The organism is Pseudescherichia sp. (assembly GCF_032052675.1).
Taxonomy (GTDB): Bacteria; Pseudomonadota; Gammaproteobacteria; order Enterobacterales; family Enterobacteriaceae; genus Pseudescherichia.
This window is the reverse complement of the sequence record NZ_DAMBWA010000002.1, coordinates 245,693-269,168: the sequence shown is the minus strand read 5'-3', so window position 1 is coordinate 269,168 and position 23,476 is coordinate 245,693. Positions and strand designations below refer to the sequence as shown.

The 23,476-nt window shown below is 59.6% G+C and carries 19 protein-coding genes; 11 read left to right on the top strand and 8 right to left on the bottom strand.

The annotated features are described in order from the left end of the window. Positions 1 to 111: 111 nt before the first annotated feature. The gene (locus RTX96_RS03780; RefSeq protein ID WP_312670354.1) at positions 112 to 2,076 is read left to right on the top strand and encodes a U32 family peptidase; all 1,965 of its coding nucleotides are present in this window, start codon (positions 112 to 114) and stop codon (positions 2,074 to 2,076) included. A 93-nt stretch (positions 2,077 to 2,169) separates the two neighbouring features. Here RTX96_RS03780 and RTX96_RS03775 read toward each other — a convergent pair whose 3' ends face one another. Genes RTX96_RS03775 through RTX96_RS03765 form a run of 3 tightly spaced genes read right to left on the bottom strand, consistent with a single transcriptional unit; the run spans position 2,170 to position 4,711 of the window. Next, positions 2,170 to 2,301: a DUF2474 domain-containing protein gene (locus RTX96_RS03775; protein WP_103820197.1), complete on the bottom strand. Its 132-nt coding sequence runs from the start codon at positions 2,299 to 2,301 to the stop codon at positions 2,170 to 2,172. Next, positions 2,301 to 3,311 (bottom strand): cytochrome d ubiquinol oxidase subunit II, encoded by a 1,011-nt coding sequence (cydB, locus tag RTX96_RS03770; RefSeq protein WP_103820198.1) that lies wholly within the window; start codon positions 3,309 to 3,311, stop codon positions 2,301 to 2,303. Before cydB ends, RTX96_RS03775 begins: the two co-directional genes overlap by 1 nt. Then, the gene (locus RTX96_RS03765) at positions 3,311 to 4,711 is read right to left on the bottom strand and encodes a cytochrome ubiquinol oxidase subunit I (RefSeq protein WP_312670180.1); all 1,401 of its coding nucleotides are present in this window, start codon (positions 4,709 to 4,711) and stop codon (positions 3,311 to 3,313) included. The genes cydB and RTX96_RS03765 overlap by 1 nt, the downstream gene beginning before the upstream one ends. Positions 4,712 to 4,888: 177 nt before the next feature. On the opposite strand from RTX96_RS03765, the gene RTX96_RS03760 reads away from it, so the two are divergent. From RTX96_RS03760 to RTX96_RS03730, 7 genes are all read left to right on the top strand, one after another. Continuing rightward, positions 4,889 to 6,298, top strand: a complete 1,410-nt coding sequence (locus tag RTX96_RS03760; protein ID WP_312670179.1) for a PLP-dependent aminotransferase family protein — start codon at positions 4,889 to 4,891, stop codon at positions 6,296 to 6,298. Positions 6,299 to 6,478: 180 nt separating this feature from the next. Further along, on the top strand, positions 6,479 to 7,621 hold the full coding sequence (ydcS, locus tag RTX96_RS03755) for a putative ABC transporter substrate-binding protein YdcS (RefSeq protein ID WP_312670178.1): 1,143 nt from the start codon (positions 6,479 to 6,481) through the stop codon (positions 7,619 to 7,621). 16 nt (positions 7,622 to 7,637) lie between these two features. Continuing rightward, the gene (locus RTX96_RS03750) at positions 7,638 to 8,648 is read left to right on the top strand and encodes an ABC transporter ATP-binding protein (protein ID WP_312670177.1); all 1,011 of its coding nucleotides are present in this window, start codon (positions 7,638 to 7,640) and stop codon (positions 8,646 to 8,648) included. Next, on the top strand, positions 8,649 to 9,590 hold the full coding sequence (locus RTX96_RS03745) for an ABC transporter permease (protein WP_312670176.1): 942 nt from the start codon (positions 8,649 to 8,651) through the stop codon (positions 9,588 to 9,590). It abuts the gene before it with no gap. Further along, positions 9,580 to 10,386, top strand: coding sequence for an ABC transporter permease (locus tag RTX96_RS03740; protein WP_103820204.1), 807 nt, complete (start codon positions 9,580 to 9,582; stop codon positions 10,384 to 10,386). The genes RTX96_RS03745 and RTX96_RS03740 overlap by 11 nt, the downstream gene beginning before the upstream one ends. 24 nt (positions 10,387 to 10,410) lie before the next feature. Beyond that, entirely contained in the window at positions 10,411 to 11,835 is a 1,425-nt protein-coding gene (gene patD, locus RTX96_RS03735; protein ID WP_312670175.1) for an aminobutyraldehyde dehydrogenase, read from the top strand. Between the two features lie 221 nt (positions 11,836 to 12,056). Next, on the top strand, positions 12,057 to 12,230 hold the full coding sequence (locus tag RTX96_RS03730) for a GhoT/OrtT family toxin (protein WP_072015224.1): 174 nt from the start codon (positions 12,057 to 12,059) through the stop codon (positions 12,228 to 12,230). A 56-nt stretch (positions 12,231 to 12,286) separates the two neighbouring features. Here the strand turns inward: RTX96_RS03730 and RTX96_RS03725 are convergent, their stop codons facing one another. The 3 genes from RTX96_RS03725 to RTX96_RS03715 are packed head-to-tail and all read right to left on the bottom strand — an operon-like array spanning position 12,287 to position 18,805. Further along, on the bottom strand, positions 12,287 to 14,461 hold the full coding sequence (locus RTX96_RS03725) for a virulence factor SrfC family protein (RefSeq protein WP_312670174.1): 2,175 nt from the start codon (positions 14,459 to 14,461) through the stop codon (positions 12,287 to 12,289). After that, on the bottom strand, positions 14,458 to 17,439 hold the full coding sequence (locus RTX96_RS03720; protein ID WP_312670173.1) for a virulence factor SrfB: 2,982 nt from the start codon (positions 17,437 to 17,439) through the stop codon (positions 14,458 to 14,460). Before RTX96_RS03720 ends, RTX96_RS03725 begins: the two co-directional genes overlap by 4 nt. Positions 17,440 to 17,443: 4 nt before the next feature. Beyond that, complete coding sequence (locus tag RTX96_RS03715) at positions 17,444 to 18,805, bottom strand: SrfA family protein (protein ID WP_312670172.1); 1,362 nt, start codon at positions 18,803 to 18,805, stop codon at positions 17,444 to 17,446. 292 nt (positions 18,806 to 19,097) lie between these two features. Here RTX96_RS03715 and RTX96_RS03710 point away from each other — a divergent pair, with 292 nt between their 5' ends. Together RTX96_RS03710 and RTX96_RS03705 are read left to right on the top strand one after the other, a co-directional pair. Beyond that, entirely contained in the window at positions 19,098 to 20,696 is a 1,599-nt protein-coding gene (locus tag RTX96_RS03710; RefSeq protein WP_312670353.1) for an ABC transporter substrate-binding protein, read from the top strand. Between the two features lie 17 nt (positions 20,697 to 20,713). Next, positions 20,714 to 20,947 carry a DUF2526 family protein gene (locus RTX96_RS03705; RefSeq protein WP_312267841.1) on the top strand — a complete coding sequence of 78 codons (234 nt, stop codon included), beginning with the start codon at positions 20,714 to 20,716 and terminating at the stop codon, positions 20,945 to 20,947. Positions 20,948 to 21,041: 94 nt separating this feature from the next. Here RTX96_RS03705 and RTX96_RS03700 read toward each other — a convergent pair whose 3' ends face one another. Next, a complete protein-coding gene (locus RTX96_RS03700) occupies positions 21,042 to 21,491 on the bottom strand; it encodes a DMT family transporter (RefSeq protein WP_103820210.1) in 450 nt (149 codons plus the stop codon). Next, on the bottom strand, positions 21,488 to 22,006 hold the full coding sequence (locus RTX96_RS03695; protein ID WP_103820211.1) for a GNAT family N-acetyltransferase: 519 nt from the start codon (positions 22,004 to 22,006) through the stop codon (positions 21,488 to 21,490). The genes RTX96_RS03700 and RTX96_RS03695 overlap by 4 nt, the downstream gene beginning before the upstream one ends. Positions 22,007 to 22,184: 178 nt before the next feature. On the opposite strand from RTX96_RS03695, the gene RTX96_RS03690 reads away from it, so the two are divergent. Continuing rightward, a complete protein-coding gene (locus RTX96_RS03690; protein WP_312670171.1) occupies positions 22,185 to 23,222 on the top strand; it encodes an NADP-dependent oxidoreductase in 1,038 nt (345 codons plus the stop codon). Positions 23,223 to 23,476: the final 254 nt, after the last annotated feature.

The following is a 23,476-nucleotide window of genomic DNA, read 5'->3' as shown; positions in this document are numbered from 1 at the left end:
TTGCTAATTAATGTATTAAGGGCGTCGCAGGCATAGCGAAAATGTTTTCGTCCGGGCCAGCTTCTCACTACAATAGCGGCCATTTTGTTGATCATGGATAATAACGACCGTATGCGCCTGCCCACTCATCATCTTGAACTGTTAAGCCCGGCCCGCGACACCGCTATCGCCCGCGAGGCTATCCTCCACGGGGCCGATGCTGTCTATATCGGCGGTCCTGGCTTTGGCGCGCGCCACAACGCCAGCAATAGCCTGCGTGATATCGCCGAGCTGGTGCCTTTTGCCCATCGCTACGGGGCAAAAATCTTTATCACTCTGAACACCATTCTGCATGATGATGAGCTGGAGCCGGCCCAGCGCCTGATCACCGACCTCTATGAGACCGGCGTCGATGCGCTGATCGTGCAGGATATGGGCGTGCTGGAGCTGGATATTCCGCCCATCGAGCTGCACGCCAGTACCCAGTGCGATATCCGCAGCGTAGAGAAAGCGAAGTTTCTCTCCGACGTCGGCTTCTCGCAGATCGTGCTGGCCCGTGAGCTTAATTTACAGCAGATCCGTGCCATTCATGAGAGCACCGACGCCACCATCGAGTTCTTTATCCACGGCGCGCTGTGCGTAGCCTACTCCGGACAGTGCAACATCTCTCACGCCCAGACCGGCCGCAGCGCTAACCGCGGCGACTGCTCTCAGGCCTGCCGTCTCCCTTATACGCTGAAAGACGATCAGGGCCGGGTGGTGTCGTTTGAGAAGCATCTCCTGTCGATGAAGGACAACGACCAGACCGCCAATCTGGGCGCGCTGATCGACGCCGGGGTGCGCTCCTTTAAGATTGAGGGGCGCTACAAGGATATGAGCTACGTGAAGAACATCACCGCTCACTACCGGCAGATGCTGGACGCCATCATCGAAGAGCGGGGCGATCTGGCCCGCTCGTCGGCGGGGCGCACCGAGCACTTCTTTATCCCCTCGACGGATAAGACGTTCCATCGCGGCAGCACCGACTACTTCGTTAACGCCCGTAAAATCGACATCGGTGCGTTTGATTCACCGAAGTTTATCGGCCTGCCCGTGGGTGAAGTGCTGAAGGTAGGCAAAGATTACCTCGACGTTGACGCCAGCGAGACGTTAGCCAACGGCGACGGGCTAAACGTGATGATTAAGCGTGAAATCGTCGGCTTCCGCGCTAATACGGTGGAGAAAACCGGGGAAAACCGCTACCGTGTCTGGCCAAACGAGATGCCTGCCGATCTCTACAAGGTGCGTCCGAATCACCCCCTGAACCGTAACCTCGACCATAACTGGCAGCAGGCGCTGACCAAAACCTCCAGCGAGCGTCGCGTCGGCGTAGATATTGAGTTGGGTGGCTGGCAGGAGCAGCTGATCCTCACGATGACCAGCGAGGAGGGGGTAAGCATTACCCATACCCTGGAGGGCGAGTTTGCCGAGGCTACTAACGCCGAAAAAGCGCTCGGCCAGCTGCACGATGGCCTGGCAAAGCTGGGGCAGACTATCTATTACGCTCGCGATATTCGCGTCAACCTGCCGGGTGCGCTGTTTGTTCCCGCCAGCCAGCTAAACCAGCTACGCCGCGAGTCCGTGGAGATGCTCGATAGCGCCCGTCTGGCAAACTATCCGCGCGGCAGCCGCAAAGCCGTAGCGACGCCAGCGCCGGTCTACCCGGATACCCATCTCTCGTTCCTGGCGAACGTCTACAACGAGAAAGCGCGCACCTTCTATCACCGCTATGGCGTGCAGCTGATTGATGCCGCCTATGAGGCGCATGAGGAGAAAGGCGACGTTCCGGTAATGATCACCAAGCACTGCCTGCGTTTCGCGTTTAACCTCTGTCCGAAGCAGGCTAAAGGCTCGATCAAGAGCTGGAAGGCGACGCCGATGCAGCTGGTACATGGCGACGAAGTGCTGACGCTGAAGTTTGACTGCCGTCCGTGCGAGATGCACGTGATCGGCAAAATGAAAAACCACATTCTGAAGATGCCCCAGCCGGGCAGCGTTGTGGCCTCCATCAGCCCGGACGAGCTGATGAAGACCATGCCAAAACGCGCTAAACCGTAAACCCGACACGCCGGGTGGCGCTGCGCTTACCCGGCCTACATATCGCACCTGCTTGTAGGCCCGTGCAAGCGTAAGCGCCGCCGGGCAGATCGGTCAGTGAGATTTAAAGCCTGCCGCCGACATCAGCAGGCGAAACGCCATGCTAACGGCGGTAAGGGCCAGCACGCTGGCGACCCAGATAGCAATTAGCCAGAACAGGCGTTTGACAAAACGCGGTGCTGCCATCAGTGATACCCCTCCCCAGGCTGAACTTTGCCCCTGAACACGTAGTAGCTCCACGCGGTATAGACCAGGATCAGCGGAATAATCAGCAGCGCGCCCACCAGCATAAAGCCCTGGCTTTGCGGCGGCGAGGCGGCATCCCACAGGGAGATAGTGGGCGGGATGATATTCGGCCAGATGCTGATCCCGAGGCCGCTAAAGCCAAGGAATACCAGCCCAAGGGTCAGTACAAACGGCAAGGTGTGATGAGCATGGTTACTCAGGCTGCGCCACTGCCAGAAACTGAGCAGAAGCACCAGCAGCGGCACCGGCAGGAAGAAGAACAGATTCGGCAGGCTAAACCAACGATCGGCAATGCCCTGGTGGGTCAGCGGCGTCCAGAGGCTGATTACGCCAATGGTCACCAACAGCGCCAGCAGCAGATGTTTAGCCTTGCTTCGCATCGTCTCCTGCAATGCGCCGCCGCTCTTCATCACCATCCAGGTGGCACCGAGAAGGGCGTAGGCGATGGTTAACCCCAGACCGCAGAAGAGGTTAAACGCCGTGAGCCAGTCCAGCGCGCCGCCGCTAAAGCGACGACCGGTCACCTCAAAGCCGTTCAGTACCGCGCCAACCACCACGCCCTGGGCGAAGGTGGCGACGATCGACCCGAAGATAAACGACTTATCCCAGAACGGACGGTGGGCGGGCGTCGCCTTGAAGCGGAACTCGAACGCCACTCCGCGGAAGATCAGTCCCGCCAGCATGATAGTCAGCGGAATGGTCAGCGCGTCGGCAATCACCGCGTAGGCCAGCGGGAAAGCGCCGAACAGCCCGGCGCCCCCCATGACTAACCAGGTTTCGTTGCCATCCCACACCGGCGCGACGCTGTTGACCATTACGTCACGGTCTTCACCGTTGCGAATAAGGGGAAACAGAATACCGATCCCGAGATCGAAGCCGTCCATCACGATATACATCAGCGTGGCGAAGACGATTATCACAAACCAGATAACTGACAGATCGATACCCATTACTTATTCTCCTCTGCCTCTAGTGACTCACCGGCCGCAGAGAGCGGACGCGCCGGGCGGCCCTCTGTCGGGTGACGATCTTCGGGCTGCGGACCGGCCTTGATCAGCCTGCCGATATAGACATACCCCACGCCAAAGACGGCGGAGTAGACCACAAAGAATCCCAGCAGGGTGAGACTCATCTGGAGCGTACTGTGTTGCGAGACGGCATCAATGGTGCGCAGCTGGCCGTAGACCACCCACGGCTGGCGTCCCACCTCGGTGGTCACCCAGCCCGCTAATAGCGCGATAAGCCCTGCTGGCCCCATCCACAGCGCAAAGTGGTGGAACGGACGCGAGGTATAGAGACGCCCTTTATAACGCAGCCACAGTCCGACGACGCCCAGCAGCAGCATCAGCAGGCCCATCGCCACCATTATGCGGAACGACCAGAAGACAATGGTGGAGTTGGGGCGATCCTCTTTCGGGAACGACTTGAGCGCTGGCACCTGCTTATCCAGGCTATGGGTCAGGATCAGGCTGCCCAGGGCCGGGATCTCCAGCCCGTAGCGGGTACGCTCCTGCTCCATATCCGGCCAGCCAAACAGCAGCAGCGGGGTCGGTTCGCCGGGCGGGTTCTCCCAGTGGCCTTCGATGGCGGCAATCTTCGCTGGCTGATGCTCCAGGGTGTTCAGACCATGCATATCACCGACCACGGCCTGGATTGGGGCCACCACCAGCGCCATCCACAGCGCCATTGAGAACATTTTGCGGATAGCGGGCGTATTGTTGCCTTTGAGAAGGTGCCAGGCACCCGAGGCCCCGACAAACAGCGCGCTGCTCAGGAAGGCGGCGATCGACATATGGATCAGGCGGTAGGGGAACGACGGGTTAAAAATGACCTTGAACCAGTCAACCGGGATCACCTGGCCGTTGACAATCTCATGGCCCTGCGGGGTATGCATCCAGCTGTTGGAAGCCAGGATCCAGAAGGTGGACATCAGCGTGCCGAGAGCCACCATGCAGGTAGAGAAAAAGTGCAGGCCGGGGCCGACCTTGTTCCAGCCGAAGAGCATTACCCCGAGGAAGCCAGCCTCAAGGAAGAAGGCCGTCAGCACCTCATAGGTGAGCAGCGGCCCGGTTATACTCCCGGCAAACTGCGAGAAGCCGCTCCAGTTAGTACCGAACTGGTAAGCCATCACCAGCCCTGAAACAACGCCCATCCCAAAGTTGACGGCGAAAATTTTCACCCAGAAGAGATAGAGCGTACGCCAGACCTGATTTTGCGTCTTGAGCCACAGGGCCTCAAGCACCGCCAAATAGCTGGCCAGCCCGATAGTGATAGCAGGAAATAAAATATGGAATGAGACGGTAAAGGCGAATTGAATTCGCGCCAGATGGAACGCGTCTAGATCAAGCATGCAGGACTCCGCGCATAATTTAAGTTATGTCAGCGAAAGTATAGGTGATGTCAATGAATGCGGGCAGAAACAGCACCCGAACATAAAAGCATAACAGTTGCCCCTCGGCTAAACCATTAACCGCGGAAAGCGCTTTCTGTTATAGAATAGGCAGAGAGGAACTCACAGGATCGAGCAATGAAAAAGTATCAGCAGCTGGCGCAGCAGATTATTGAGCAGATCAATCTTGGCGTCTGGCAGCCCGGCGATCGGCTGCCGTCCCTGCGTGAACAGGTCACCATCAGCCACGTCAGCTTTATGACCGTCAGCCACGCCTATCAGATGCTGGAGAGCCAGGGACGGATCGTTGCCCGGCCGCAGTCCGGTTACTATGTTGCATCTCCTCCCTCCCGCAAGCCGCCCATGCCGCCCGCTCAGGTGATGCAGGATGAGGCCGTGGACATCAATACCTACATTTTTGAAGTCCTGCAGGCGAGCTGCGACGCCTCGGTGCTGCCCTTTGGCTCAGCATTTCCCGATCCGCGCCTGTTCCCACTCCAGCAGCTGAACCGCTCCCTGGCGAATGTCAGCAAAACCGCCAACGCTATGAGCGTGATCGAGAACCTTCCCCCGGGCAATGCCGATCTGCGCCATGCCATCGCCCGCCGCTATGCTCAGCAGGGAATGAACATCTCACCTGATGAGATAGTGATCACCGCTGGTGCGCTGGAGGCGCTCAACCTTAGTTTGCAGGCGGTTACCGAACCGGGCGACTGGGTGATCGTCGAGAACCCCTGCTTTTACGGGGCGTTGCAGGCGCTGGAGCGGCTCAAGCTCAAGGCGCTGGCGGTGGCTACCGACGTTGAGGAGGGGATCGATCTCGATGCGCTGGCCCAGGCGCTGAGCGACTATCCGGTGAAGGCCTGCTGGCTGATGACCAACAGTCAAAATCCGCTGGGTTTTACCCTGAGCAACGAGAAAAAGGCCCGGCTGGTGGCGCTGCTGGCGGAGCATAACGTCACCCTGATTGAGGACGACGTCTATAGCGAGCTCTACTTTGGCCGTGAGAAGCCGCTTCCGGCGAAAGCCTGGGATACCCAGGAGATGACCCTCCACTGCTCATCATTCTCGAAGTGTCTGGTCGCCGGATTTCGCATCGGCTGGGTGGCTGCGGGGAAACACGCCCGGCGCATCCAGCAGCTGCAGCTGATGAGCACCCTCTCGACCAGCTCGCCGATGCAGCTGGCGCTGGTGGACTATCTCTCCACCAAACGCTACGACGCCCATCTCCGTCGGCTGCGCCGCACCCTGGCGGAGCGCAAGCAGCTGGCCAGACAGGCGCTGCTGCGCCATCTCCCGGCAGAGGTGAAGATCCATCCCAGCGACAGCGGCTACTTTCTCTGGCTCGAGCTGCCTGCGCCTCTGGACGCCGGGCGGCTAAGCGAGCAGGCGCTGGCGCACCGTATCAGCATTGCGCCAGGCAAAATGTTCTCTACCTCGGACACCTGGACACCTTTTTTCCGCTTTAACACCTCCTGGGCCTGGGGCGAGCGGGAGGAGGAGGCGGCTAAAACGCTGGGGATGATAATCCGCCACGCGATGGCCTAACGCACCGGTATTAACTCGTTGTCTCTGCTTCAGAAGATGGCGGAGTGCGTCATCTGTCACAACCTAAGCAAATTTCTTTTGCGCCTTATGTAGGGCCGCAGCGCGCCGTCTACCTTTACTGTGGGAGATATTTTTACGGCACGGCTGCCGCACCTTTGATTGCGACAGGAGTAATGGCTTATGAGTAAGACATTTGCCCGCAGCACGCTGTACGCGCTCGGTCTGACTATCGTCACCGCGCAGGCAGCCGAGCCAACGGAAGTCGGTAAAGGAGAAGGGCGTCTCGATATCATCGCCTGGCCAGGATACATTGAGCGCGGCCAGACCGATAAGCAGTATGACTGGGTCAGCGAGTTCGAAAAAGCCTCCGGCTGCCAGGTGAACGTGAAGACCGCCGCCACTTCGGACGAGATGGTGAGCCTGATGGCGAAGGGCGGTTACGACCTGGTCACCGCTTCCGGCGATGCCTCCCTGCGGCTGATCATGGGCAAGCGCGTCCAGTCCATCAATACCGCGCTGATCCCCAACTGGAAAAACATCGATCCGCGCGTGGCGAAGGGCGACTGGTTTAACGTCGGCGGCAAAGTCTACGGCGCTCCCTATCAGTGGGGGCCTAACCTGCTGATGTACAATACGAAAACTTTCCCTACGCCGCCGGACAGCTGGGCGGTTATCTTCATTAAGCAGAACCTACCGGATGGTAAGAGTAACCAGGGCCGCGTGCAGGCCTACGACGGCCCCATCTACATTGCCGATGCCGCGCTGTTTGTGAAAGCCACTCAGCCGCAGCTGGGCATCAACGATCCCTATCAGCTCACCGAGGAGCAGTATCAGGCGGTACTGAAGGTGCTGCGCGACCAGCACGGACTGATCCATCGCTACTGGCACGACACTACCGTGCAGATGAGCGATTTCAAAAACGAAGGCGTGGTGGCCTCCAGCGCCTGGCCCTATCAGGCCAACGCCCTGAAAGCGGAGGGTCAACCCATCGCCACGGTCTTTCCGAAGGAGGGGGTGACCGGCTGGGCGGATACCACCATGCTCCACACCGATGCGAAACACCCCAACTGCGCCTACAAATGGATGGACTGGTCGCTGACGCCGAAGGTGCAGGGTGACGTGGCCGCCTGGTTTGGCTCCCTGCCGGTGGTGGCGGAGGGCTGCAAGGCCAGCACGCTGCTGGGCGAGAAGGGCTGCGAAACCAACGGCTACGGCTTCTTCGACAAGATTGCCTTCTGGAAAACGCCGGTTGCCGAAGGGGGCAAGTTCGTGCCCTACAGCCGCTGGACCCAGGATTACATCGCCATTATGGGCGGCCGCTGATCGTCAGGGGTGATGCATGACTTATGCCGTTGAGTTTAATGATGTCTCGCGGATCTACGGTGACGTTCGGGCGGTTGACGGCGTCAGCCTGGCCGTCAATGACGGAGAGTTTTTCTCTATGCTGGGGCCGTCCGGCTCCGGTAAAACGACCTGCCTGCGGCTGATAGCCGGGTTTGAACAGCTCTCTGGCGGTGCGGTGCGCATCTTTGGCAAAGAGGCCAGCGAGCTGCCGCCGTGGGAGCGCGACGTCAATACCGTGTTTCAGGACTATGCGCTCTTTCCGCACATGTCGATTCTGGATAACGTCGCCTACGGGCTGATGGTCAAAGGCATCGGTAAAAAAGCGCGTCATGCTCAGGCCCACGAGGCGCTGGAGCGAGTGGCGCTGGGCTTTGCCCATGCGCGTAAACCCTCTCAGCTCTCCGGGGGCCAGCGGCAGCGGGTGGCCATCGCCCGGGCGCTGGTTAACCAGCCGCGCGTGCTGCTGCTGGACGAGCCGCTCGGCGCGCTGGATCTCAAGCTACGGGAGCAGATGCAGTTTGAGCTGAAAAAGCTTCAGCAGGATCTGGGGATCACCTTTATTTTCGTTACTCACGATCAGGGCGAGGCGCTATCGATGTCCGATCGGGTGGCGGTATTTAACAACGGTAAGATCGAGCAGGTCGATGCCCCGCGCGATCTCTATCTGCGTCCGCGCACCCCGTTCGTGGCGGGCTTTGTGGGGACCTCCAACGTTTTTAGCGCCGCACGGGCGCAGGCGCTGTGCGGTATGGCCGGAAGCTACTCCCTGCGACCAGAGCATATCCGCCTCGATTGGTCGAATGAAGTACAAACCGACGGTGTGGTGCAGACCGTACAGTATCAGGGGGCGGCCACCCGCGTTGAGCTGAAGCTGGCAGATGGGGAACGGTTGCTGGTCAGCCAGGCAAATCTGCTTGATGTCCGTCAGCCTGCCTCGCTCCAGCCTGGACAGGCCGTACAGCTCTCGTGGTCCCGTGCGGCAATGGTCCTGCTGCAGGAGGAGTAGATGGCGATGAGCGCTATGCCTGCCCCGCGCGCGTCTGCGCATGGTCGCCTGAGTGGGATGTTCTGGCGCAGGCCGACGCTGGGCCTCTTCCTGCTGCTGATTGCGCCGCTGATGTGGTTCGGCATTGTCTATCTCGGGTCGCTGCTGACGCTGCTGTGGCAGGGGCTTTACACCTTCGATGACTTCACCATGTCAGTGACGCCGGATTTGACCCTGGCGAATCTGCAGGCGCTGTTTCACCCCGCCAACTACGACATTATACTGCGCACGCTGACGATGGCGATTGCGGTCACTCTCGCCAGCGCAATCCTCGCTTTCCCGCTGGCCTGGTTTATGGCCCGCTATACCCAGGGCAAGATGAAGGCCTTTTTCTATATTGCGGTGATGCTGCCGATGTGGGCGAGCTATATCGTCAAGGCCTACGCCTGGACGCTGCTGCTGGCGCGGGACGGCGTGGCGCAGTGGTTTTTGCAGCATCTGGGTTTGCAGCCGCTGCTGGAGAGCGTACTGACCCTGCCAGCGGTAGGCGGCAGCACGCTGTCGACCTCGGGTCTCGGGCGCTTCCTGGTCTTTGTCTACATCTGGCTACCGTTCATGATCCTGCCGGTGCAGGCGGCGTTGGAGCGACTCCCGCCGTCGCTGCTGCAGGCCTCGGCGGATCTCGGCGCGCGGCCTGCGCAAACCTTCCGCTATGTAGTGCTTCCGTTGGCCATCCCCGGCATAGCGGCAGGGTCGATCTTTACCTTCTCCCTGACGCTGGGAGACTTTATCGTCCCTCAGCTGGTGGGCCCACCCGGCTTCTTCATCGGCAACATGGTCTACTCCCAGCAAGGCGCGATTGGCAACATGCCGATGGCGGCGGCCTTTACCCTGGTTCCCATTATCCTGATTGCCCTATATCTGGCGTTTGTGAAGCGCCTGGGAGCGTTCGATGCACTCTGATCGCGCACCGCTGCTGTTAAAACTGGCTGCCTGGGGCGGGGTGATTTTTCTGCACTTCCCGCTGCTGATTATTGCCATCTACGCCTTTAATACCGAAGACGCTGCCTTTAGCTTTCCTCCGCAGGGCCTGACGCTGCGCTGGTTTACGGTGGCCGCGTCGCGGGATGATATTCTTGATGCGGTGACACTGTCACTTAAAGTGGCCGCGCTGGCGACACTGGTGGCGCTGATACTTGGCACGCTTGCTGCTTGTGCTCTCTGGCGCAGCCAGTTCTTTGGCAAGAGTGCTATCTCGCTGCTGCTGCTGTTGCCCATCGCGCTACCGGGCATCGTCACCGGTCTGGCGCTGCTGACGGCGTTTAAAACGGTGGGACTGGAACCGGGGTTTCTGACCATCGTAATTGGCCATGCGACCTTCTGCGTGGTGGTGGTCTTTAACAACGTCATCGCCCGTTTCAGGCGTACCGCCTGGAGCATGGTGGAGGCCTCAATGGATCTGGGGGCCAACGGCTGGCAGACCTTTCGCTACGTGGTGCTGCCCAATCTTGGCTCGGCGCTGCTGGCGGGCGGCATGCTGGCGTTTGCCCTGTCGTTTGACGAAATCATCGTGACCACCTTCACCGCCGGACACGAGCGTACGCTGCCGCTGTGGCTGCTGAATCAGCTGGGCAGGCCGCGCGAGGTGCCGATCACTAACGTGGTGGCGCTGCTGGTGATGCTGGTGACGACGCTGCCGATTTTAGGCGCATGGTGGCTGACCCGCAGGGGCGAGAACGCCTTTGGCAACGAGAAATAACTGACCCTCAACCAGGATATGATTATGCAAGATCAACTGTTAATTAATGGCCAACTGGTCAGCGGCGAAGGGGAGAAGCAGGCAGTTTATAATCCTGCTACCGGTGAGGTGCTGCTGGAAATTGCCGAAGCCTCTGCCGCTCAGGTAGACGCTGCGGTGCAGGCCGCCGATCGCGCCTTTGCCGAGTGGGGCTACGCCACGCCGAAAGTGCGTGCCCAGGCGCTGCTCGATCTGGCCCAGGCGATTGAGGATAACGCCGAGGCGCTGGCTCAGCTGGAGTCCCTCAACTGCGGCAAGCCCCTGCACTGCGTGATGAATGATGAGATCCCCGCCGTGGTTGACGTCTTCCGCTTCTTTGCCGGGGCGGCGCGCACCCTCAACGGGCTGGCGGCGGGCGAATATCTTGAAGGGCATACCTCAATGATCCGTCGCGATCCGGTGGGCGTGGTGGCATCGATTGCGCCCTGGAACTATCCGCTGATGATGGCCGCCTGGAAGCTGGCCCCGGCGCTGGCGGCAGGCAACTGCGTGGTGATCAAGCCGTCGGAGATCACGCCGCTCACCGCCCTGAAGCTGGCGGAGCTGGCGAAGGATATCTTTCCGGCCGGGGTACTCAACGTGCTGTTTGGCCGGGGTAAAACCGTGGGCGATCCGCTCACCGGGCACGAGAAGGTGCGGATGGTCTCTCTGACCGGCTCGATTGCCACCGGGGAGCATATCATCGGCCACACCGCCTCCTCGGTGAAGCGCACCCATATGGAGCTGGGGGGCAAAGCGCCGGTCATTGTCTTTGACGACGCCGATCTCGACGCGGTAGTGGAGGGTGTACGCACCTTTGGCTACTACAACGCCGGACAGGACTGTACCGCCGCCTGCCGCATCTATGCCCAGAAAGGGATTTACGATGCGCTGGTAGAGAAGCTGGGCGCGGCGGTGGCGAGTCTGAAGATGGGCGCGCCGGACGACGAAAGCACCGAGCTGGGACCGCTCAGCTCTGAAGCACACCTGGAGCGGGTAACTAAAGCCGTTGAGGCAGCGAAAGCGCTGGGGCATATCAGCGTAGTCACCGGGGGCGCGAAGCGTGACGGCGCGGGTTACTATTTCCAGCCGACGCTGCTGGCCGGGGCGAAGCAGGAGGACGATATCGTTCAGAACGAAGTGTTTGGCCCGGTGGTGAGCGTGACCGCGTTTGACGATGAGGAGCAGGTCTTGAGCTGGGCCAATGACTCGCGATACGGGCTGGCCTCCTCGGTCTGGACCCGCGACGTGGGCCGGGCGCACCGGTTAAGCGCCCGCCTGCAGTATGGCTGCACCTGGGTCAATACCCACTTTATGCTGGTCAGCGAGATGCCGCACGGCGGGCAGAAGATGTCTGGGTACGGTAAGGATATGTCGGTCTACGGCATCGAAGACTATACCGTCATTCGGCATGTCATGATTAAGCACTAGCGTATGAGCCCGGTGGCGCTGCGCTTACCGGGCCTACGGTTTGGAGCCACTGGCGGTGCAAAACTGTATCGCCGTCTTCCTGCTTTGCTCTTCTTTTCACCTTTCGCTCCCGACATAATCTACAGGTCGGTTTCCCTCGCTTTCGCAGGGATAAAGCTTGATTTACATCAATAAAAAATGCATATTGCGCGCGTTTTATTCTATTTGAGCAAATGTCAGCTATGACCCTATACCAAAAAATGCTGGTCTTCTACGCCGTGATGGCGACGATCTGTGCACTCATCACCTGGTTCCTGTCAAAGGATCGCAAGCGCATCCGCTTTCTGTGCGCGTTTCTGATCGGTTCTACCTGGCCAATGAGCTTTCCGGTGGCGCTGCTGATTTCACTGTTCTAAGAGCGGGGCGTTCACGAGGTTCCCCGGCGCGCGCTGCGTCACCGGGGGGGCATTGATTAGGGCAGCAGCGTTAATAACGTTTTGCGCTGGGCATCCGTCACGTCTGATGGGTGCTGATAGCCAATATTCTCGTTGCTGCGGGTATAGAGCGCCACCAGCCAGTCATAAACGTAGCGTGACGCGGCATGCACCGGCTGATCTCCCAGTCTGGTCAGCCTGCCTGCGGTGTGGACTGGCGCGTCGGTGCTGAAGATCGCGCTACCTTTCTGAATACGGCTGGCCGGACGTTGGCCTGCCGCAACGTCGGCGTAGCCAAGCCAGGCAATCAGATTACCAATCGCCGCGTGTAGCTGCGCCGCGCAGGCGTTATCTCGCTGCATCAGGGTTTGCAGCTGGCCGGCAAGATCCAGCCGGTAGCTGGTGGTGATAATCGTGTCTGCCACCAGGCGCAGTGTAGCGGGGGTGATGCCCAGCCGTGCTGCGCTCTCTACGCTGCGACTCCACTGGCGCAGATGGTTCACCCACATGGCGTGCGCCTGCTGGCCAGCATCGCGTGCGGCACTGGCGCGCTCCGGCGTCTCCTGGGCATCGGCAAAGAGATCGATCGCCTCGTTGAACAGGCCGCTCACCTTCTCCTCACGCGGCAGCTGCACCTTCCACAGGGCATCAAACTGCTTCATCTCCGGCAGCAGGCCCTCCAGCAGTTCACCATGACGTCCCGCCTGGCCCTGTAGCTCTCGAATTGCCGATTCGGCACGGGCGCGACGCGTGTCCGCATCCTCCGTTAGCGGCGAGAGCAGGGGCTGCACCAGATCGCGCAGCGACCGATAGTGACGCTCGCGCAGGGCATTCAGTCGGCTGGTGCGTAGTGACGGCGTGGTGGCCTGAGAAAGCCACTCAATCAGCCGCTGCAGGCTGCTGGCGTCCAGCGCTTGCAGGGTACCCCAACGTTGACCGGGCTTGCCCAACAGCTGCTGCACGGTTTCATCGAGATTCAGCGAGGTGGTAAACCGCGCATCCTGGGGCGTGATCGCCCATACCAGCCCCGGCAGCGCCGTCTCCTGGCCCGACTGCGTATCCTGCACCCAGTTCAGCAGGGCTCTGGCGGTAGCTGCGGTTTCGCTGCGCTGCGGGGTGGCGTTGCAGATCATGAGCACATCCGGCTGCAGCTGCTGACGATAGCGCTCCAGCAGCCAGCGGCACTTGCTGTGCCAGAGCGGGCGCTCAGGCAGCGCTGGCGGAGAGGGGATATCGACAATATCAACGCCGTCGAGCACGCCGTTTTCGACGCACAGCACCAGCTCATAGGCCAGCAGGGACAGGGTAGCGAGAGGAATGCTTACCGCATTTTGCAGCTCATCTTTCGACAGAGGATGAACGACCACCTCCGCCTGAGCTTCAATGCTCTCTGCTGCCAGCGGATTTAAAAAGCCCTCCGTCGGCAGGGCAAAGTTATCGACCAGCAGGCTCAGCGGCGCAGCCAGCTCGGAGGCGTTTCCGGTTTGATGCAGCACGTGCGCCAGGGCGAGCCACTGCTGGGTCAGCGCCTGCTGCTCACCCCACAGCAGCGACCAGGCGCTGGCCCGAGCGCGCAGATCCAGCGAGGGGATCAGGGTAGCGAGCTGATACCACAGCCCGTCGTCAATTTGCTGCTGGGCAGCAGGCACGGTGGTGCGCCAAAACGTGGCGATAGCACCCACCTCCTCAGCCGTGATGCCCGCCACCGGGTGCGGCTGACGCAGCCCGCGCCAGCGGTTAAGGCGATCCTCAATCACCGCCCGGTCGACGAGAGGTCGCTCCTGCTGTCGGGCGGCATGGGCGATAAACACCTGCACCAGCTCCGCCTCGCTGATCAGACGCAGGCGCAGAGGAAATGCGTCGTCAACGTTCTGGACGTGGGTCGTGAAGCGCAGCGCCATACCGGTCAGGGCATGGCCTGGGTTGATATGGCTCAGGTAGTCGAAACTCTTCTCGCCCGCTTTGACATTCACCCGGCCGCTGCCGCTGTTACATAGGGCGGTGAGCAGATGCGCCTTCGCCGCCTGCGCGTGGCCATAGAGACCTACCGTGCGGGGCTGGCTAGCGGCGCGGGCCAGCACGCTCTCGTGCGCGGCGGCGGCGGTCAGACGCAGCAGCAGGGCGTCGGCGTCATCGTCAAGCAGCGGAGCATGCTGACGGGTTTCGTCTATCCATGCCATTAATGCCTGGGAGGTTTGGCTTAGATCTCTCATTTCAGGTATACGCTCCCGCTGTCAATCCAGTAGTGGCTGCCGCTGTGGCGGCGATCGGCCAGGGTATTCAGTTTAAACGTCAACGCATCGGCGGCGACCGGCGTACCGTCCTGCAGCCAGGCCTCGCTTAGGGTGAACGCTTCCGGCCCCAGCGCTTTGCTGCCGCCGGTCAGCGCCAGCCGCACGTTAAGCACGCCGTCTCCGGCAATGGCTTTCGCCAGCTCCGGCGAGTTGATGCTCAGGGTGTAGAGCGGCGTTGCGGGCCAGCGGGCATTGGCCAGCTGGCGGAAGCCCAGCGTTACGTTGCCGCGCAGCGGGAAGTGCAGGCGGGCATCCAGTTTCGCGCCTGGCTTGTCCAGGTCGATATCTTCGTACCAGACGTTCTCCTCGCGCAGGGTATTCACCACGTTATCCAGCACGCCAAGATAGCGCACGGTGGAGTAGGCCCCGATATCTGCCGCTTTAAAGTTGAAGCGCGGCAGGCGCAGATCCAGCGCCAGGCTGCACAGCATCGCCCCGACGGCGGCGGTGGATTTCGGGTTGCCGATCCGCCCCTGCTGGTTGAAAGGATACCACTCGTGCACCCGATACTTGTCCAGCCACACCATACGGTTAACCGGCACGGGCTGTAGATGGCGAATCAGCGCCTGCACGCCCGGCAGGCAGCCAGGACGTCCGGTGACCAGCAGCACGTCGCAGGCGTAGTGGGAGATGGCTTCACACACCGCATGGATCGGTGCGGTCAGGGTGAACTGCCCGCCAAGCATCGCCGCCTGCAGATCGCTAAAGTTAACCTGCAACGGCACGGCAAAGAGATCGAACGCGGGGGCGCCGGCTGGCAGAGCGTGATCGATCGCCTGCTTCAGATAGTTCATCACGTTGCGGGTCGGCTGCTGAGTGAGCAGCTCGCCAAAGGTCGCATGCAGCCCCGCCAGCGGATCGTTGATATCGCTTCGCTCCCAGGCAGAGAGGATCGCATGGCCTATTGGCATAAAGAGCTGCAGCGTCGTTTGCTGACGCAGCACCGCCTGGGTGTCGATGCGACCGGAGTCGCCGAACAGCGTCGCCATCAGCGCGGCGGCATCGGTAATGCCTGCCTTTTGCAGCTGGGCCTGCAGGGCGGGCAGCACGCAGCGTTGGATAATATCCAGCAGAATATCGTCGCCAGCGACTTTAAACCCTTCCCGGAATAGCAGGTGCGGGGTGATTTTGACGTTGCTGCCGGTGCCGTCATCCAGCTGGTAGTGGACGATAGCCATGTCGGTGGTGCCGCCGCCAATATCGATCGACGCGACCCGCAAGGCACGGCCTGGTTTTTCGTCCGGCGCGCCGGTGCGGTCAGGGCGGGCGAGGGAGGCAAAAAAGGTCTCTGTCTGTCCGGCGTAGTGGGAGATGGCTTCGTTATAGAGCCAGACCAGCTGGCCGCAGCTGGCCTCGTCCCACTCCATCTGGATCTGCGGGACGGGCACCACGCTCTTCTCGCGCTGTTTGCTGCTGGAGAAATCCTCATCCTGCGGATGCCAGCCCATCGCTTTCCATACCAGGGCGATAGCTTCATACATGCGGCGACGGAAGATCTCCCGCTCCTGCTTCGGCATCGCTGAGGGCAGAGTCAGGATAATCGTGCGCAGCTGGCGCGGCGAGGCCGGGAAGCCCAGACGCAGGCGGGTCGCCACGCTGTTGATCTGTCCCAGCGCCTGGGCCAGCAGTTCGCACAGCATGTGTGTCATCAAGGTGCTGCGGCTGTACTGAGGCGAAAACACCGGCAGGCGTTCATCCAGCGGCAGGGTGTAGAGCGGCTGGCCGTCGTCGTTCATCAGGTTCATCAGCGGAAAAGCGGTAGCTAACGGCTCGCGCTGCGACTTGCTGTTCATCTGGCTGAAGCGCCAGTCCTGTAATACCGGAGTCTCATCCCACAGGTAGCGGCGCGGGCTGGAGATACCACTGTTGCCTTCGGTCCCCAGACGCTGCATTGCCAGCTTGCGTGCCTCGTCGCCGACGCGGACGATTGAGGGCCAGACGAAGGCGTCTTCGCGCCCGCTCTCCACCGAGAAGTGCTGTTTGCCGAAGCGGGCTTCGGAGAACTCGAGTCGGCTGGTGAACATCGGCTCATTCAAAAACTGCGGCTCGCTCAGGGAGCGCACCTGTAGCTCCGCCGTCTGACGTAGACCGTCGTTGGCGTCGCCCTGATCCTCAATGATGACGCCACAGGTGTGGGTGTTACCGACGTCGAGGATCAGATCCACCGGAATAGCCGGGGTGCTCAGGGTATGCGTAACAATTTTGACTTCTGGCACGGTCAGCTGTTCGCCCAGCAGGGTGAGCAGGTTGAGCCAGTGGGCCTGGTACTCAAAGCCGCGCAGAGCCTGGGCAATCTCTCGTTCGCTGCGGTTCTCGACGCTGCTGGCGTAGTGCAGAAACGCCTCGCGCAGCCAACCATCAATCCAGGTCTGGTCGAGAAAATCAAACACCTCGTCGTCGCGCCACGCCAGCGCAAAGCGGGTGCCGTTCAGAATGTCATTGGTGGCCGGGGCCAGTGCCCCAGGGGAGAGATCGTTGATCTGGCTGTCCAGCGCAAGGGTCACGCGGTGGGTGTTGCCTGCGCTGTCCGGCTCGGCCAGCTTGCGGATCTGCACCCTGGCCCAGTTGTCCGGACCCTCCACGAAGGTACGCGGTGGGTTAAAGCGCAAGAAAGGTATAGGTAGCCAGACGCCGTCCAGCACCGCCAGCGACTCAAGCAGCGGCAGCGTGCTCTCCGGCTTCACCACCTCGGGCTGGCCGCCGTCGCGGCTGGGCAGCGTGTAGCGGTTATTGATCAGATCGTAATCGAGACGCAGCAGCGGCCCGTTAGCGGTTTTTCGTACAAAGCGTCCGCTCTGCAAGGAAGCCTGCGGCGTCAGGCCAAAGTCGAGAAACTGTACGCCGCTGTTGGCAATCAGCGTGACGCTCTGTTTGTAATCGCAAAGATTAACCAGCATAAAATCAGGAACCTGTTTTTCTGAACGTCAACGGAACAGTAGTTTTGGCATCATACCGGGCGGTGCACTGGGCAACGTCGCTGGTGCCTGCGGTGCAGGAGATCTCCGGCATCGGGTAGCGAGAACCGTCGCTGCAGCGCGCATGACCGCGGCTCTTGATCATCAGGACGCCGGTGTCGTGCAGGCCAGAGAAGATCTCGGACCGGCAGACAATATTATTACCCTGCACCAGGCGGGCGGTGCCTTTGTTATTCTGGATCTGGAAGCGCAGCGTAGGCGGCTTGCCGGTCACTTCGTCTTTGATATCCAACATTACGCGCCAGCTGCCGTTGAGAAAACGGGTGCTGCCTGCTTTGACCTGGTTAGCATCCATCACCAGCGCATCTTTAGGAATGGCAGTGATAGTCGGCTCGCTGGGTTTCTCCGGCGCAGGCGGTGCTTTAGCTGCAACAACTTCGGCCTGGTGCAGCGGCAGCGAGGCCGTGAGCACCGGCGCAGGCTCAGACGCGACTGGAGCAGGCGCGATGGTCTGCGGAGCAGCGGGTTTCGCAGCGGCTGTTGTTGCGGCAGAAGTCGGTTCACTCACCGCAGGCTGCTGCGGCCAGAGCAGCGGGGCGGCAACGGCAGCCACTACCACGGCGGCTACCGGTAAAGCCCACAGGCCGTAGCGGCGTTTAGGAGAGGCCGGGGCCGCCTCAGTGGCGGCGGGTGGCGCAACCGGCGCGGGCTGAGGTTCAGGCTGCGGCGGTTCGGGAGGCTGTTGAGTCGTCATCTCCGGTACGGCGGCCAGCAGCGGCTCATCGGCTCGGCTGAAGGTCGCCACGGCAGGCGTCTCCTCTTCTTCTTTGCTCTCTTCCGGCATCACGATGGTTGGGGCAGGCGGCTCCTCTTCCCGCAGGCAGGCGAGCACGTCCTCGCGGGCGCTTTCGTTAAGATCAACAAAGCCCCAGAAGGTAATAACCGGTTTGCCATCCACCAGGAATACGTGATTCACGCCAGGAAACTGCAGCGCTTTCTCTAGCAATGAGCCAAAGAGCTGCTGGGCGGTTTTCGGCGACTGCAGGCTTTTCCGGCTCAGGGCCGCCGCGCTGTCGAGCGTGCTCTCCAGAAAACGCAGGGCACGGAAGCGGGAGTCGTCATCCGCTGCCTTCCAGCTTACCGCCCGGCCTTCTACCGGTGAGTACCAGTCCACGCGATCGCCGTCGTCGTTAATCTGCGGTATCGCGAGGCAGTCCACCATCGCCTGCTGCTTACGCAGGCGCAACGCTTCACGAATTTGCAGTGCCGAATCAAAGACGGCCTGGCCGCCGCCGCCAACGGCCTGAAAATCATCCAGATCGCCGCTGCGCAAGAGAGTTTTTGCCACGTTTTCATCCCATAGACTTCTTCACGCCTCTACTTTACGAGATGTAATAGCAAGCAAACGGGAGAAGAGAGGCAAAAAGCGGTGAATTCTCGTGGCATTGCGCGAGCGCTTTTCGCTTGACGTTTCAGGAATAACTTAAGGCAAACTAAACGGTGGCGAAAGGTGAAGAAATCAGCAAAATCAGCTGCTTTGGCATAACCTGATAGTGATTCGTTATTTGCCTCATTTCGGCTGCTATGCTGAGATCACGTTTTAATAAAATAATAAGGTTTTAATTATGTTTTCAGGAAAACTGTCTACCGGCAAAACGCTGCTCGCGCTGGCGCTCAGCACGCTTCTACCCACAAGCGCGGCTTGGGCGGCGGCAAAAGATACCCTCATTTACTGCTCCGAAGCCTCTCCGGAATCCTTTAACCCGCAGATCGCCAGCTCTGGCCCCAGCTTTGTTGCCAGCTCGCAGACGCTCTATAACCGCCTGATTAACTTCGACCCGGTCAAGAATACGCCGGTGCCGTCGCTGGCGACCAGCTGGACTATCTCTCCAGACGGTAAAACCTATACGTTTACCCTGCGCCAGGGCGTTAAATTTAACAGCAATAAATTCTTTAAGCCGACCCGCGACTTTAATGCCGATGACGTTATTTTCTCGGTGCTGCGTCAGAAAGATGCTAATCACCCGTATCACAACGTCTCTCAGGGTAACTATGAATACTTCAACGACGTCGGCCTCGATAAGCTGATTAAAGAGGTGAAGAAGGTTGATGATTACCACGTCCAGTTTGTGCTGAACGAACCGAATGCCGCGTTCCTCGCCGACTGGGGTATGGACTTTGCCTCGATCCTCTCTGCGGAATACGCTGACGCGATGCTGAAAAAGGGCACGCCAGAGAACGTCGATACCTGGCCAATCGGTACCGGGCCGTATGCCCTCCAGCAGTACAATCGTGATGCCTTGATTCGCTATATCGCTAACCCGAACTACTGGGACGGCGAGGTGCCGACTAAGCACCTGATCTTCTCTATCACGCCAAACGTTGAGACGCGGCTGGCGAAGCTGCAAACCAACGAGTGCCAGATCATTCCCGCGCCGTCTCCGGTTCAGTTTGACGTGATCAAAAAGAATAAGGATCTGGCCCTGCACTCGGTGGATGCGGTAAACGTTGGCTATCTGGCGTTTAATACCGAGAAAAAACCGTTCGATAACGTCCTGGTGCGCCAGGCGCTGAACTATGCCACCGATAAAAACGCCATTGTTAACGCCGTCTTCCTGGGCTCCGGTACGGTCGCAAAATCGCCGCTGCCGCCGAACATGCTTGGCTTTAATAAAGACCTCAAAGATTACCCTTACGATCCGGAAAAAGCGAAGGCGCTGCTGAAGCAGGCCGGTCTGGAGCAGGGGGCAGAAGTCACACTGTGGTCAATGCCGGTGCAGCGTCCTTACAACCCGAACTCGAAGCGTATCGCCGAGATGATCCAGAGCGACTGGGCGAAGGTGGGCGTGAAAGCGAAGATTGTCTCCTACGAGTGGGGCGAATACCTCTCCGGAATGCGTAAAGGCGAGCATGACAGCGCGCTGTTTGGCTGGATGTCCGATAACGGCGATCCGGACAACTTTGCCGATGTGCTGCTGGGCTGCGACAGCATTGAAACCGGGTCGAACGCTGCGCGCTGGTGTGATAAAACCTATGACGGGCTGGTGAAAAAAGCGAAGCTGACCTCCGTGCCGGAGGATCGCGCGAAGCTCTACTCTCAGGCGCAGGAGGTGTTCTATCAGCAGGCACCGTGGATCGCGCTGGCTAACGGCAAAACCTTCTATGCCACCCGCAGCAATGTGACCGGGTATAGCGTTAGCCTGATGGGCAGTGATTTCTCAAAAGCTAAACTGAACTAAGAGACACAGGAGAGGATATGTCGCATTTGGAAGAGGTGGTTGCGCGCGTAGATGCCGTTATCAGGGAGAGCGTGATTGCGCATATGAATGAGCTACTGGTAGCGCTCAGCAATGACGCAGAGCTGAGCCGGGAGGATCGTTATACCCAGCAGCAGCGCCTGCGTAACGCGATTGCTCAACACGGACGACACCATAAGGAAGAGGTGGAGGCGCGTCGCGAACAGCTGACCAAAGATGGCGTTATTCTCTAACCGTAAACGCCGGGCGGCGCTGTGCTTGCCCGGCCTACGGCAAGCACGGTGTGGTTTGTCGGCCCGGTAAGCGTAGCGCCACCGGGCAATTCATCTACCACTGGCGTCTGGCGACTAACCATGCGCCAATCACCAGCAGCACCGCGCCGCATACCGGGCCGACCAGCGCCCGTAGCGGTACGCCGTGGCTTTTTACCAGATCCATCACCAGCCCGCCGATCAGCTGGCTCGCTACCAGCACCGCAATGGTGGTGGCCGCCCCCACGTACTGATAGCCGCTGATGCTGGCAAAAACAAAAAACGATCCCAGCAGGCCGGGGATCAGCGTCCACCAGCGTACCGTTGCCGCCAGCTCGCTAAAACCGGCCAGGCCATACTTTATCAGTAGAATCGAGACAAACAGCACAATCCCCACCAGCGAGTTGAGCAGCATGGCAATCAACACGGTGGAAGAGGAGTGGGTGATGCGCACCATCAGCGTATTCTGCACCACCAGGCCAATACCTGCCGCTGCGAGGAACAGCAGGGTCAACGACGGGTTCATGCAATCGCGTCCGGTTCGCTGCGGTTATCCAGCTGCAGCTGCATAAAAGTAAGGTCAAGCCAGCGGCCAAACTTGGTGCCGACCTGAGGCATCTGGGCGGTGGTCACAAAGCCCAGCTTCTCATGCAGATGAATAGAGGCCGCATTCTGCGACTCGATTCCAGCGACCATCACGTGCTTGCCGATGCGTTTTGCCTCCTCAATCAGGCGGACCATCAGCGCCTGGCCCAGACCTTTTCCCTGATGCTCCGGATGAACATAGACCGAGTGCTCCACCGTGTGACGGAAGCCATCGAAGGCGCGCCAGTCGCCGAAGGCTGCGTAACCGGTGATCTCCCCGTTCTCTTCGCTGACCAGCACCGGGTAGCCCATGAGCGTGCGGGCCTCAAACCAGGCGATACGGTTATCTGCGTCAACGGTCTGATCGTTCCAGATAGCGGCGGTGTGCAATACGGCGTGGTTGTAGATCGTGGCAATGGCGGCGCAGTCGTCTTTGCCCGCGTAACGGATAGTCATGCTTAAAACCTCAGAGAATATGCACTGGATAGTCTGTTATGAATACTATTACAGAGGCGATAAATCAACGCTTTGCCGATGCTGTTTCGCTGCGGGAGAGTATGACGCAGAATGTCAAAGCAAAGAGAGGGTTAAGACGCTACGCTGAAAGGATGTTTAACCGTCGAAGGAGACTACCGTGAGTCAAGAACAACAGCGTAACCGCCAGTGGCTGCTGGCTTCCCGCCCAAAAGGCGCGCCGGTTGCAGACAACTTTCGCCTTGAAGAGAGCGATATCCCGACACCAAAATCTGGCCAGCTTCTGCTGCGCACCGTCTATCTCTCACTCGATCCCTACATGCGCGGTCGGATGAGCGATGAACCCTCCTATGCCGATCCGGTGAATATCGGCGACGTCATGTGCGGCGGTACGGTGAGCCAGGTGGTCACCTCCCAGCATCCGGACTATGCCGAAGGCGACTGGGTGCTGGGCTACGACGGCTGGCAGGCGTATGCCCTCTCCAGTGGTGAAGGGTTGGTTAAGTTGGACAAGAGCCTGGCGCACCCCTCCTGGGCGTTGGGCGTGCTGGGGATGCCTGGATTTACCGCCTATATGGGACTGCTGGACATCGGTCAGCCGAAAGCAGGCGAGACGCTGGTCGTCGCGGCGGCAACCGGTCCGGTAGGGGCGACGGTCGGGCAGATTGGCAAGCTTAAAGGCCTGCGGGTGGTTGGCGTAGCTGGGGGCGCAGAGAAGTGCCGCCACGCCGTTGAGACGTTGGCCTTTGACGCCTGTATCGATCACCATGCCGATGACTTTGCCGAGCAGCTTAAAAATGCCTGCCCACAAGGGATTGATGTCTATTACGAAAACGTCGGGGGCAAGGTATTTGATGCCGTGCTGCCGCTGCTCAATACCGCCGCCCGCGTGCCGGTGTGTGGCCTGATCAGCGGCTACAATGCCACCGATCTGCCGCCGGGTCCGGATCGCTTGCCGCTGCTAATGGGCACGATATTGAAAAAGCGTATTCGGATGCAGGGATTTATCATTACCCAGGATTACGGTCACCGCATCGATGAGTTTCAGCAGGAGATGGGGAAATGGGTGCAGGAGGGCAAAATTCACTACCGCGAGCAGATTGTTGATGGCCTGGAAAATGCACCGGAAGCATTTATTGGCCTGCTCGAAGGTAAGAACTTTGGCAAACTCGTTATTCGTGTAGCCAATGAAAAATAGAGTTAAGCAGCAATAAATAGTGTTAAAAAAAATCATGCAATTTTATTAATTATTGTCTTTAATTAAGCATAGCTACACCAGCGGGGCGGTATGTTCCGTTGGTGTATATTAATCTGCATAATAAATAACTTTTAGTTCTAACGTTTTGCGTTAATCCAATACCAGGCAACTCTCTACCTACTATATCTTATGGTTCGTGTGCGAATAATCACACGAATAGGTGAAAAGTAATAAGTATTCGACAGGACATGAAT

Excerpts from the sequence above, each read along its gene's own strand:
- RTX96_RS03725 (WP_312670174.1), bottom strand. The coding sequence starts at position 14,461 with ATGAGAGATCTAAGCCAAACCTCCCAGGCATTAATGGCATGGATAGAC.
- RTX96_RS03700 (WP_103820210.1), bottom strand. The coding sequence starts at position 21,491 with ATGAACCCGTCGTTGACCCTGCTGTTCCTCGCAGCGGCAGGTATTGGC.
- RTX96_RS03750 (WP_312670177.1), top strand. The coding sequence starts at position 7,638 with ATGACTTATGCCGTTGAGTTTAATGATGTCTCGCGGATCTACGGTGAC.
- RTX96_RS03775 (WP_103820197.1), bottom strand. The coding sequence starts at position 2,301 with ATGGCAGCACCGCGTTTTGTCAAACGCCTGTTCTGGCTAATTGCTATC.
- RTX96_RS03695 (WP_103820211.1), bottom strand. The coding sequence starts at position 22,006 with ATGACTATCCGTTACGCGGGCAAAGACGACTGCGCCGCCATTGCCACG.
- patD (WP_312670175.1), top strand. The coding sequence starts at position 10,411 with ATGCAAGATCAACTGTTAATTAATGGCCAACTGGTCAGCGGCGAAGGG.
- cydB (WP_103820198.1), bottom strand. The coding sequence starts at position 3,311 with ATGGGTATCGATCTGTCAGTTATCTGGTTTGTGATAATCGTCTTCGCC.
- RTX96_RS03760 (WP_312670179.1), top strand. The coding sequence starts at position 4,889 with ATGAAAAAGTATCAGCAGCTGGCGCAGCAGATTATTGAGCAGATCAAT.
- RTX96_RS03745 (WP_312670176.1), top strand. The coding sequence starts at position 8,649 with ATGGCGATGAGCGCTATGCCTGCCCCGCGCGCGTCTGCGCATGGTCGC.
- RTX96_RS03730 (WP_072015224.1), top strand. The coding sequence starts at position 12,057 with ATGACCCTATACCAAAAAATGCTGGTCTTCTACGCCGTGATGGCGACG.
- RTX96_RS03780 (WP_312670354.1), top strand. The coding sequence starts at position 112 with ATGCGCCTGCCCACTCATCATCTTGAACTGTTAAGCCCGGCCCGCGAC.
- RTX96_RS03720 (WP_312670173.1), bottom strand. The coding sequence starts at position 17,439 with ATGCTGGTTAATCTTTGCGATTACAAACAGAGCGTCACGCTGATTGCC.
- ydcS (WP_312670178.1), top strand. The coding sequence starts at position 6,479 with ATGAGTAAGACATTTGCCCGCAGCACGCTGTACGCGCTCGGTCTGACT.
- RTX96_RS03705 (WP_312267841.1), top strand. The coding sequence starts at position 20,714 with ATGTCGCATTTGGAAGAGGTGGTTGCGCGCGTAGATGCCGTTATCAGG.
- RTX96_RS03740 (WP_103820204.1), top strand. The coding sequence starts at position 9,580 with ATGCACTCTGATCGCGCACCGCTGCTGTTAAAACTGGCTGCCTGGGGC.
- RTX96_RS03765 (WP_312670180.1), bottom strand. The coding sequence starts at position 4,711 with ATGCTTGATCTAGACGCGTTCCATCTGGCGCGAATTCAATTCGCCTTT.